The organism is Escherichia sp. MOD1-EC6842, from assembly GCF_002965705.1.
Taxonomy (GTDB): Bacteria; Pseudomonadota; Gammaproteobacteria; order Enterobacterales; family Enterobacteriaceae; genus Escherichia; species Escherichia ruysiae.
The window spans coordinates 402052-413903 of sequence record NZ_PTRF01000001.1 but is presented as its reverse complement, the minus strand read 5'-3'; the positions used below and the strand labels follow the sequence as shown (position 1 = coordinate 413903).

Here is an 11852-nt window from a genome sequence, read left to right as displayed (position 1 = left end):
AATGCAAGATTGTACGGTCACGGCATAACAATATTGCCGCTCACTGCACTTTTGTTTTAGCGATCGCATTTTTTTTGCAAGATTGTTGGCAAGGAAAACAGCTTGCTCCGTCGAAAACGCCTTCCTGCTATCGCACACTATTTTCAGGCCATTTTTACCTTCCATCGGAGATGGTTCCGTATGCGACCCACAGGAGAAATCATGAAAATAATAACCTGCTTTAAGCTGGTGCCTGAAGAACAGGACATTGTTGTCACTCCCGAATACACCCTTAATTTCGACAATGCCGACGCCAAAATCAGCCAGTTCGATCTCAATGCCATTGAAGCTGCAAGCCAGCTTGCAACAGATGACGATGAGATAGCCGCGCTGACCGTTGGCGGTTCGTTATTGCAGAACTCGAAGGTGCGCAAAGACGTGTTATCACGCGGGCCACACAGCCTGTATATGGTGCAGGATGCCCAACTTGAACACGCGCTGCCCGTCGATACCGCAAAGGCGCTGGCAACCGCAGCAGAAAAAATCGGCTTTGATTTACTGATCTTTGGCGAAGGTTCCGGCGATCTCTATGCCCAGCAGGTTGGTCTGCTGGTAGGGGAAATCTTGCAACTTCCGGTGATTAATGCAGTGAGTGCCATTGCGCGTCAGGGCGATACATTGGTGGTTGAACGCACACTCGAAGAGGAAGTTGAAGTTATTGAACTCTCGCTTCCCGCCGTACTTTGCGTCACGTCTGATATCAACGTTCCACGTATCCCCTCCATGAAAGCCATTCTCGGTGCAGGCAAAAAACCGGTGAACCAGTGGCAGGCGAGTGACATCGGCTGGAGCCAGACCACGCCACTTGCTGAACTGACCGGCATTCGCGTACCGCCGCAAACAGAACGTAAACACATCATTCTCGATAACGATTCGCCGGAAGCGATTGCCGAGCTGGCGGAACACCTGAAGAAAGCCCTGAACTAAAGCCAACGGAGAAGAAACGATGAGTCAATTAAACAGCGTCTGGGTCTTTAGCGATAACCCTGATCGTTATGCTGAACTGTTTGGCGGTGCGCAGCAATGGGGGCAACAGGTGTATACCATTGTGCAAAATGCCGACCAGGCGCAGGCGGTTATGCCTTATGGCCCAAAATGTATTTATGTTCTTGAGCAAAACGATGCGCTGCAACGCACTGAAAATTACGCTGAAAGCATTGCTGCCCTGCTTAAAGATAAACACCCCGCTATGTTGCTGATGGCCGCGACGAAACGCAGTAAAGCTCTGGCAGCACGGTTAAGTGTGCAACTGAATGCGGCGCTGGTGAACGATGCCACGGCGGTGGATATTGTCGATGGTCTCATTTGCGCCGAACACCGTATGTATGGCGGGCTAGCGTTCGCTCAGGAAAAGATCACCAGCCCGCTGGCGATAATTACCCTTGCGCCCGGTGTTCAGGAACCGTGCACGAGCAATGCTTCTCATCAATGCCCGTTTGAAACGGTGCCTTACGTTGCCCCGCGTCATGAAATTCTCTGTCGCGAACGCCGTGCGAAAGCGGCAAGCAGTGTGGATCTGAGTAAAGCAAAACGCGTGGTCGGCGTCGGTCGCGGTCTGGCGGCGCAGGATGACCTGAAAATGGTTCACGAACTGGCGGCGGCGCTGAATGCTGAAGTCGGCTGCTCACGCCCGATTGCCGAAGGCGAGAACTGGATGGAACGTGAACGTTATATCGGTGTCTCCGGGGTGTTGCTGAAATCCGAACTCTACCTGACGCTGGGGATCTCCGGGCAGATCCAGCATATGGTCGGCGGCAACGGCGCAAAAGTGATTGTCGCCATCAATAAAGATAAAAACGCGCCAATCTTTAACTATGCCGACTACGGTCTGGTGGGCGATATCTACAAAGTCGTCCCCGCCCTGATTAGCCAGTTGAGCCGCTAATTCCCCTTTCAACCACATCTCCCGCTGTAAACGCAGCGGGAAGGGAGCATAACGCATGTCGGATGACAAATTTGATGCCATTGTGGTCGGTGCGGGCGTTGCCGGTAGCGTCGCCGCACTGGTGATGGCGCGAGCCGGGCTGGATGTCCTGGTAATAGAACGTGGCGATAGCGCCGGATGCAAAAATATGACTGGCGGGCGTCTTTATGCCCACACGCTTGAGGCTATTATTCCCGGCTTTGCTGCATCTGCACCGGTTGAACGCAAGGTCACACGCGAGAAAATCTCTTTCTTAACCGAAGAAAGCGCCGTTACCCTCGATTTTCACCGTGAGCAACCGGATGCCCCGCAGCAAGCGTCTTATACCGTATTGCGCAACCGCCTCGATCCGTGGCTGATGGAACAAGCAGAACAGGCGGGTGCGCAGTTTATCCCGGGCGTTCGCGTCGATGCCCTGGTTCGTGAGGGAAACAAGGTCACTGGCGTTCAGGCCGGGGATGATATTCTCGAAGCGAATGTGGTCATATTGGCCGATGGCGTTAACTCAATACTTGGTCGTTCGCTGGGCATGGTTCCCGCCTCCGATCCGCATCATTACGCTGTTGGTGTTAAAGAGGTCATTGGCCTCACGCCAGAACAAATCAACGATCGCTTTAACGTCACCGGCGATGAAGGTGCCGCCTGGCTGTTTGCCGGTTCCCCTTCTGACGGCCTTATGGGCGGTGGATTCCTCTATACCAACAACGATTCCGTATCGTTGGGTCTGGTCTGCGGATTGGGTGATATCGCCCATGCGCAAAAAAGCGTGCCGCAAATGCTGGAAGATTTTAAACAGCACCCTGCCATACGTCCGCTGATTAGCGGTGGCAAACTGCTTGAATATTCCGCGCATATGGTGCCGGAAGGTGGTCTGGCGATGGTGCCACAACTGGTTAACGACGGTGTGATGATCGTCGGTGACGCCGCCGGTTTCTGCCTCAATCTTGGCTTTACAGTTCGCGGAATGGATTTAGCCATCGCATCGGCACAGGCTGCTGCCACAACGGTGATTGCCGCCAAAGAACGCGCGGATTTCTCCACCAGCAGCCTGGCGCAATACAAACGTGAGCTGGAACAGAGTTGCGTCATGCGCGATATGCAGCATTTTCGTAAAATCCCGGCGCTGATGGAAAACCCGCGCCTGTTTAGCCAATACCCACGAATGGTCGCTGACATCATGAACGATATGTTCACCATCGACGGTAAACCTAACCAGCCGGTACGCAAAATGATCATGGGACACGCGAAGAAAATTGGGCTGGTCAACTTGCTTAAAGATGGCATTAAGGGAGCAACCGCACTATGAGCCAGAATGCTACGGTTAATGTTGACGTCAAATTAGGCGTCAATAAATTCCATGTTGATGAGGGACATCCGCACATCATTCTGGCGGCAAATCCCGATATCAATGAATTTCGTAAATTAATGAAAGCCTGCCCGGCCGGACTTTATAAGCAGGATGACGCAGGAAATATTCATTTTGATTCTGCCGGTTGTCTGGAGTGCGGCACCTGTCGGGTGCTTTGCGGCAACACTATCCTTGAACAATGGCAATACCCTGCTGGCACTTTCGGTATTGATTTCCGCTACGGTTAATCACGCATCCCACAGGCCCGCCCGTCGGGCCTGACGTTTTGTTTCGAGATTCCAAAATGAAAGTAACATTAACGTTTAACGCGCAGCGTCGTGCAGCCTATCGGCAGCAAGGGTTATGGGGTGATGCTTCGCTGGCTGACTACTGGCAGCAAACTGTGCGAGCGATGCCTGACAAAATAGCTGTGGTCGATAATCATGGTGCATCGTACACCTATAGCGCGCTCGATCAGGCCGCAAGCTGTCTGGCAAGCTGGATGCTGGCGAACGGTATTGAAGCCGGCGATCGCGTCGCATTTCAACTGCCGGGCTGGTGTGAATTTACCGTTATCTATCTTGCCTGCCTGAAAACCGGTGCGGTATCCGTGCCGCTGTTACCTTCCTGGCGAGAAGCGGAACTGGTGTGGGTGCTCAATAAGTGCCAGGCCAAAATGTTTTTTGCCCCGACGTTGTTTAAACAAACGCGTCCGGTAGAGTTAATCCTGCCGCTGCAAAATCAGCTTCCACATCTGCAACAAATTGTCGGCGTGGACAAACTGGCTCCCGCCACATCGTCTCTCTCGTTACGCCAGATTATTACCGATAATACCCCGCTGACGACGTCGATATCGGTTCACGGCGATGAATTAGCGGCAGTGCTGTTTACCTCCGGAACTGAAGGTATGCCAAAGGGCGTGATGCTGACACATAATAATATTCTCGCCAGCGAGCGGGCATATTGTGCGCGGCTGAATCTGACATGGCAGGATGTTTTTATGATGCCTGCGCCACTGGGTCATGCGACAGGTTTTCTGCATGGCGTAACGGCGCCGTTTTTGGTAGGCGCACGGAGCGTATTGTTAGATATTTTCACCCCTGAAGCCTGTCTCTCGCTACTTGAGCAACAACGTTGCACCTGTATGCTCGGCGCAACGCCGTTTGTCTATGACCTTTTGAATTTACTGGAGAAACAGCCCGCAGATCTTTCTGCGCTGCGTTTCTTCCTTTGCGGTGGCACCACGATCCCCAAAAAAGTGGCGCGAGAATGCCAACAACGCGGCATTAAATTGTTAAGTGTTTATGGCTCCACAGAAAGCTCGCCGCACGCGGTGGTGAATCTCGACGATCCGTTGTCACGCTTTATGCATACCGATGGTTACGCTGCCGCTGGCGTGGAAATCAAAGTCGTCGATGACGCACGCAAGACCTTACCGGCCGGTTGTGAAGGTGAAGAGGCCTCGCGTGGCCCCAATGTGTTTATGGGTTATTTTGATGAACCTGAATTAACCGCCCGCGCGCTGGATGAAGAAGGCTGGTATTACAGCGGTGATCTCTGCCGCATGGATGAGGCTGGCTATATAAAAATAACCGGACGTAAGAAAGATATTATTGTCCGTGGCGGCGAGAATATTAGCAGCCGTGAAGTGGAAGATATATTGTTGCAGCATCCCAAAATTCATGATGCCTGCGTGGTTGCGATACCCGATGAACGCTTAGGCGAACGCTCGTGTGCTTATATTGTATTAAAATCGCCACATCATTCATTATCTCTGGAAGATGTGGTAGCATTTTTTAGCCGTAAACGGGTCGCGAAATATAAATACCCTGAGCATATCGTGATAACTGAAAAGTTACCCCGCACTGCATCCGGTAAAATACAAAAATTTTTACTCAGGAAAGATATTATTCAGCGATTAACCGAGGGTCATTGCGGAATTACTGAATAAGATTCGTATCCGCGAATAGCTAGCCCCGGCGACAATATGCTGCCGGGGCTATATTTTATTTCTTCAGTTCAGCCAGACTTAACCAGGTTTGCACTACAGTGTCTGGGTTCAGAGACAGGCTGTCGATTCCCTCTTCCATCAACCATGCTGCAAAGTCTTCGTGGTCAGATGGCCCCTGACCGCAAATCCCGACGTATTTGCCCTGTTTCTTCGCGGCACGGATTGCCATCGACAACAGTGCTTTCACGGCATCGTTGCGCTCATCGAACAGTTCAGACACCACGCCGGAGTCACGATCCAGGCCAAGCGTCAGCTGCGTCATGTCGTTTGAGCCGATAGAGAAGCCGTCGAAATATTCGAGGAACTGTTCTGCCAGCAAGGCGTTGGACGGAATTTCACACATCATGATGATCTTCAGACCGTTCTCACCACGTTTCAGTCCCTGACGCGCCAGTTCTTCAACCACCGCTTTCGCCTGGTCAACGGTACGCACGAACGGGATCATGATCTCAACGTTGGTTAACCCCATGTCGTTGCGCACACGTTTCACCGCTTCACACTCCAGCGCGAAGCAGTCGCGGAAGCTATCAGAAACGTAGCGACCGGCGCCACGGAAGCCCAGCATCGGGTTCTCTTCATGCGGCTCGTAACGTTCGCCACCGACCAGGTTAGCATATTCGTTGGATTTAAAATCAGAGAGACGGACAATGACGCGCTTCGGATAAAACGCTGCGCCCAGCGTCGCGATCCCTTCAGTCAGACGACCAACGTAAAATTCACGCGGAGAATCAAAGCCTTTCATCATCTCGCGGATTTCGTTTTGCAGCTGCGGTTCCTGGTCGTCAAACTCAAGCAGTGCACGCGGGTGAACGCCAATCATGCGGTTGATGATAAATTCCAGGCGCGCCAGACCTACGCCTTCATTTGGCAAGCAGGCGAAGTCAAACGCACGATCCGGGTTACCGACGTTCATCATCACTTTCAGCGGCAGATCCGGCATGGTTTCCACGCTGGAGCTTTTCACGCTAAATTCCAGCAACTCGGCATAAACGTAACCGGTATCGCCTTCAGCACAAGAAACAGTGACATTCTCACCGTCTTTCATCCGTTCGGTCGCATCGCCGCAGCCAACCACCGCCGGAATACCCAGTTCGCGTGCGATGATCGCCGCGTGACAGGTACGACCGCCACGGTTGGTGACGATGGCTGATGCTTTCTTCATGATCGGTTCCCAGTCCGGGTCGGTCATGTCAGTGACCAGAACGTCACCGGGTTCGATGCGGTTCATTTCGCTGATGTCATGAATGACTTTCACCGGCCCCGCGCCAATGCGATGACCGATAGCACGGCCTTCGGCGATAATCTTGCCCTGTGAATGCAGCGTATAACGTTCCATGACCTGGCCGCGTGAACGCACGGTTTCCGGACGCGCCTGCACAATAAACAGTTTGCCGGTGTGGCCGTCTTTCGCCCACTCAATATCCATCGGGCGACCGTAGTGTTTCTCAATTTGTACGGCCTGTTTTGCCAGCTCCTGCACTTCTTCATTGGTCAGCGAGAAGATGTCACGTTGTTCCTGCGGTACGTCTTCAATTTTAACTTGTTTGCCGTGTTCCTGGGTCGGCGCGTAGACCATGCGGATTTTTTTCGACCCCATGGTACGGCGCACGATAGCCGGGCGATTCGCCGCCAGCGTCGGTTTATGCACGTAAAATTCATCCGGGTTAACCGCGCCCTGCACAACCATCTCACCGAGCCCCCATGCGGAAGTGATAAACACCACCTGGTCGAAACCGGATTCGGTATCAATGGAGAACATCACGCCAGAGGACGCGAGGCCGGAACGCACCATCCGCTGAACACCGGCGGAGAGCGCGACGCCACGGTGATCGTACCCCTGGTGAACGCGATAAGAGATGGCGCGATCGTTAAACAGGGAAGCAAAGACATGCTTCACTGCCACCAGTACGGCGTCAAAACCCTGAACGTTGAGGAAGGTTTCCTGCTGACCGGCGAAGGAGGCGTCCGGCATGTCTTCTGCGGTGGCGGAGGAGCGCACCGCAAAAGAGGCGTTTTCGTCATCGGCGGAAAGCTGTGCATAGGCTTCGCGGATGGCGTTTTCCAGCTCAGGCTGGAAGGGAGTGTCGATAATCCACTGGCGGATTTGCGCACCTGCTTTCGCAAGCTGGGTAACATCGTCAATATCCGTTTTATCCAGCAGTTCATAAATGCGCTGGTTTACGCCGCTTTGATCCAGAAACTGGTTAAACGCATCGGCGGTTGTGGCGAAACCATTCGGAACGGAAACGCCCATTCCGGAAAGGTTAGTAATCATTTCACCCAGGGAGGCATTTTTGCCCCCAACCCTGTCTACATCATTCATGCCGAGTTGGTTATACCAAAGCACCAGCGGTGACGAGCCATTGTTGGACATCGAACAATCCTTTTGTGATAAATGAACGGTTTGAGAAACACATTTCTGCGCATTTATCTTTGCATATTTAACCGGATGAAAAAAACGGTGAATCGTTCAAGCAAATATATTTTTTTACTTTTTAAGACTGATCCCAGCGTTGCGCAAATCTGTTATCTTCGATAATTCCCACATAAACCATCGGTATAAACGAAACCGAAAAATGAAATGCTGTTTTCATAAAAAATAAAATTGAAGGTTCATTTTATAAACCCGGCATAACGTTCTACGCTTCTGTGCATTTTTAATTTATGCTTTCATAGAATTATGTCTGCATCACAGGAAGAACAAAATGGATAATGCTGTTGATCGCCACGTTTTTTATATTTCTGATGGTACGGCAATAACTGCGGAGGTATTAGGACACGCAGTGATGTCGCAATTTCCTGTTACTATCAGCAGCATTACGCTGCCGTTTGTCGAAAATGAGAGCCGTGCACGGGCGGTGAAAGACCAAATAGACGCGATTTATCAGCAGACAGGTGTGCGCCCGCTGGTCTTCTACTCCATCGTGTTGCCGGAAATTCGCGCCATCATTTTGCAAAGTGAAGGCTTTTGCCAGGATATCGTTCAGGCGCTGGTTGCCCCGCTACAACAAGAGATGAAACTGGACCCAACGCCGATTGCTCACCGTACTCACGGCCTGAATCCCAATAATCTGAATAAATATGATGCACGTATTGCGGCGATTGATTACACCCTCGCCCACGATGACGGTATTTCGTTGCGCAATCTGGATCAGGCACAGGTGATCCTGCTCGGCGTTTCTCGCTGCGGTAAAACTCCCACCAGTCTGTATCTGGCGATGCAGTTTGGTATCCGCGCGGCAAACTACCCCTTTATTGCCGACGATATGGACAACCTGGTGCTACCCACGTCGCTCAAACCGCTACAGCATAAACTGTTCGGGCTGACCATCGACCCAGAGCGTCTGGCGGCTATTCGTGAAGAACGTCGGGAAAACAGCCGCTATGCCTCGCTTCGTCAGTGCCGGATGGAAGTCGCGGAAGTAGAAGCGTTGTACCGTAAAAATCAGATCCCGTGGATCAACAGTACCAATTATTCGGTAGAAGAGATTGCCACCAAGATCCTCGATATCATGGGTCTTAGCCGCCGAATGTACTAGAGAACTAGTATAAGAGTTCGTTTTTTTGTTATTATGCCGCCAATTGAGCGAAGTGTTGCCTGCCTCGCACTTGAAATCAGCAAGGATTGGTTTATCGTGATGCGCATCACTTCTTGGCATCCCTGCCGTTGAAGCAACAAATTTCTGAGACTTGTAATGAACAGAACTGACGAACTCCGTACTGCGCGTATCGAGAGTCTGGTAACGCCCGCCGAACTCGCGCTACGGTATCCCGTAACGCCTGGCGTCGCCAGCCATGTCACCGATTCCCGCCGTAGAATTGAAAAAATACTGAATGGTGAAGACAAGCGACTGTTGGTCATTATTGGCCCCTGCTCGATCCACGATCTTACCGCTGCAATGGAGTACGCCACCCGTCTGCAGGCACTGCGCAACCAGTACCAGTCACGGCTGGAAATCGTAATGCGCACCTATTTTGAAAAACCACGAACCGTTGTCGGCTGGAAAGGATTAATTTCCGACCCGGATTTAAACGGCAGCTATCGCGTAAATCACGGCCTCGAACTGGCGCGTAAGTTACTGTTACAGGTAAATGAGCTGGGCGTCCCCACCGCGACCGAATTTCTCGATATGGTGACCGGTCAGTTTATTGCCGACTTAATTAGCTGGGGCGCGATTGGCGCACGCACTACCGAAAGCCAGATCCACCGCGAAATGGCGTCCGCGCTCTCATGCCCTGTAGGCTTTAAAAATGGTACTGATGGCAACACGCGTATTGCCGTGGACGCGATTCGCGCGGCGCGCGCCAGCCATATGTTCCTCTCGCCAGATAAGAACGGCCAGATGACCATCTACCAGACCAGTGGCAACCCGTATGGGCACATTATTATGCGTGGTGGCAAAAAACCAAATTATCATGCCGATGATATCGCCGCCGCCTGCGATACGTTGCACGAATTTGATTTACCAGAACATCTGGTGGTGGATTTCAGCCACGGCAACTGTCAGAAGCAGCACCGCCGTCAGTTAGAAGTTTGTGAGGATATTTGCCAGCAAATCCGCAATGGCTCTACGGCGATTGCCGGAATTATGGCGGAAAGTTTCCTGCGTGAAGGTACACAAAAAATTGTTAGCAGTCAGCCACTCACCTACGGTCAGTCAATTACCGATCCATGTTTAGGCTGGGAAGATACTGAACACCTGATCGAAAAACTCGCCTCTGCGGTAGATACCCGCTTCTGAATGCGTGCCCATTCCGTCGGGAATGGGCATTTCTACTCAATATCTTGTCTTATCAATGAATTATTACTTGCCCTGGCGCAAGATTGTATTGATAATAAGAATCATTGTTATACCAATTATTATTAGTTTTTATGAGCTATACGGACAGCAGCAGACTCACGCCTAAAACGGATGCAAATCAGAAGATCTCTTCCCCACAGCCTGTTCGACGGATTACCAGCCAGACACTGTTAGGTCCGGATGGCAAACTGATCATTGATCATGACGGACAAGAATATCTGCTCCGTAAAACACAGGCTGGCAAGCTGCTGCTGACAAAGTAGCGTTTAACTCGAACAGCTGACTTCCAGTCGTTTGCCCCAGTCCGGTGGGCGGCTGACATAATCATCATCTCTGTCGCTGAAAGGATTTCGCAACGCCTCATGCAGGCGGTGTAATTCCGTCATATCGCCCTGTTCCGCCGCCTCAATGGCTCGTTGTGCCAGCCAGTTGCGCAACACCAGCGCCGGATTGACGCTTTGCATAAGTTGCTGACGTTCGCTGTCGGTGACGTTATCTTGCTGCAAACGCGCCCGATAACGGGCAAACCAGTCATCAAATGCCGCACGATCAATAAACTCATCACGCAGTGGCGATGCCGGACTGCGCTGTTCAACCAGGCTAAGGATGCGGAATGTACGGGTATAGTCGCTGCGCTCTCGCGCCATCAGACTGAATAATTCATTCAGCAGCGCGTTATCCTCTTTCTGCTCCGTCATAAAGCCCAGCTTCTGCCGCATACGTTGTCCGTAATGCGTCAACAGAACCTGTTGATAGCTGTCCAGCGCCGTATTGAGCGCATCTACAGAAATAAATGGCGACAATGTCTGTGCCAGACGCTGTAAATTCCACAACGCGACGGCAGGCTGATTATCAAAACTATAACGCCCCTGATGATCCGAGTGGTTACAGATAAAGCCAGGCTCGTAATCATCGAGGAAGCCGAACGGGCCGTAATCGAGGGTCAGGCCGAGAATCGACATGTTGTCAGTGTTCATAACACCATGAGCAAAACCGACTGTCTGCCAGTTAGCCATTAACGACGCGGTACGTGCGACAACATCGGTAAACCAGAGACGGTATTTATCCTCATCATCCTGAAGATGTGACCAGTAATGTCGGATGGCAAAGTCAGCCAACTGGCGAACCTTTTCCGGCTCGCGGCGATAGTAAAAGTGTTCGAAGTGACCAAATCGCAGATGGCTTTGTGCCACGCGCATTAACATCGCGCCTGATTCTACCGTTTCCCGATAAACTGGCGTATCGCTGGTAACAATGCTTAAAGCGCGCGTCGTAGGAATACCCAGATAATGCATCGCCTCACTGGCGAGACTTTCACGAATCGTAGAGCGCAATACCGCCCGTCCATCGCCCATTCGCGAATAAGGCGTCAGCCCCGCCCCTTTCAGATGCCAGTCCATTGTTGTGCCATCGGCGAGTTGTTGCTCACCGAGAAGAATGCCACGCCCGTCACCCAACTGGCCCGCCCAGACGCCAAACTGATGACCGCTGTAGACCTGCGCCAGTGGCGACATGCCAGGTAGTAATGTTTCTCCCCCCCACACGCCGGCGCCACTTTCAAACAGCGACGAGGGAATACCCAGCGTGTTAGCCAGTTCTGCATTATGCCAAATCAGCCGGGCGTTATTTAAAGGCGTGGGGGAAAGTGCTGTATAGGTTGCTGGCAATTCATCGCGCCAGCGGGTAATAAAAGACAGGGTCATAGATCCTCCTGTCTGATAGTGTAGA

The 11852-nt window shown here is 51.8% G+C and carries 10 protein-coding genes; 8 read left to right on the top strand and 2 right to left on the bottom strand.

The window, feature by feature from the left end; translation table 11 throughout:
* The first annotated feature begins 201 nt into the window (after positions 1-201).
* From A7Z29_RS02220 to fadK, 5 genes are read left to right on the top strand one after another with little or no spacing between them, the layout of a single operon-like run.
* Positions 202-966: an electron transfer flavoprotein gene (locus A7Z29_RS02220; protein WP_000692164.1), complete on the top strand. Its 765-nt coding sequence runs from the start codon at positions 202-204 to the stop codon at positions 964-966.
* A 19-nt stretch (positions 967-985) separates the two neighbouring features.
* The gene (locus A7Z29_RS02215; protein WP_105289721.1) at positions 986-1924 is read left to right on the top strand and encodes an electron transfer flavoprotein subunit alpha; all 939 of its coding nucleotides are present in this window, start codon (positions 986-988) and stop codon (positions 1922-1924) included.
* A gap of 55 nt (positions 1925-1979) precedes the next feature.
* Positions 1980-3269 carry an FAD-dependent oxidoreductase gene (locus A7Z29_RS02210; RefSeq protein ID WP_001278489.1) on the top strand — a complete coding sequence of 430 codons (1290 nt, stop codon included), beginning with the start codon at positions 1980-1982 and terminating at the stop codon, positions 3267-3269.
* A complete protein-coding gene (locus tag A7Z29_RS02205; protein ID WP_085460667.1) occupies positions 3266-3559 on the top strand; it encodes a ferredoxin family protein in 294 nt (97 codons plus the stop codon). Before A7Z29_RS02210 ends, A7Z29_RS02205 begins: the two co-directional genes overlap by 4 nt.
* A gap of 56 nt (positions 3560-3615) precedes the next feature.
* On the top strand, positions 3616-5262 hold the full coding sequence (fadK, locus tag A7Z29_RS02200) for a medium-chain fatty-acid--CoA ligase (protein ID WP_105289720.1): 1647 nt from the start codon (positions 3616-3618) through the stop codon (positions 5260-5262).
* 55 nt (positions 5263-5317) lie between these two features.
* Here fadK and ppsA read toward each other — a convergent pair whose 3' ends face one another.
* Positions 5318-7696 (bottom strand): phosphoenolpyruvate synthase, encoded by a 2379-nt coding sequence (ppsA, locus tag A7Z29_RS02195; protein WP_105289719.1) that lies wholly within the window; start codon positions 7694-7696, stop codon positions 5318-5320.
* Between the two features lie 331 nt (positions 7697-8027).
* On the opposite strand from ppsA, the gene ppsR reads away from it, so the two are divergent.
* The 3 genes from ppsR to hemP all read left to right on the top strand — a co-directional run bounded on the left by ppsR (position 8028) and on the right by hemP (position 10387).
* The gene (ppsR, locus tag A7Z29_RS02185) at positions 8028-8861 is read left to right on the top strand and encodes a posphoenolpyruvate synthetase regulatory kinase/phosphorylase PpsR (RefSeq protein WP_000368057.1); all 834 of its coding nucleotides are present in this window, start codon (positions 8028-8030) and stop codon (positions 8859-8861) included.
* 156 nt (positions 8862-9017) lie between these two features.
* The gene (gene aroH, locus A7Z29_RS02180; protein ID WP_085460665.1) at positions 9018-10064 is read left to right on the top strand and encodes a 3-deoxy-7-phosphoheptulonate synthase AroH; all 1047 of its coding nucleotides are present in this window, start codon (positions 9018-9020) and stop codon (positions 10062-10064) included.
* Positions 10065-10195: 131 nt separating this feature from the next.
* Positions 10196-10387, top strand: a complete 192-nt coding sequence (gene hemP / locus A7Z29_RS02175) for a hemin uptake protein HemP (RefSeq protein ID WP_085460664.1) — start codon at positions 10196-10198, stop codon at positions 10385-10387.
* A 3-nt stretch (positions 10388-10390) separates the two neighbouring features.
* On the opposite strand, the gene selO is transcribed toward hemP, so the two are convergent.
* Positions 10391-11827, bottom strand: a complete 1437-nt coding sequence (gene selO, locus A7Z29_RS02170; protein WP_085460663.1) for a protein adenylyltransferase SelO — start codon at positions 11825-11827, stop codon at positions 10391-10393.
* Positions 11828-11852 lie beyond the last annotated feature (25 nt).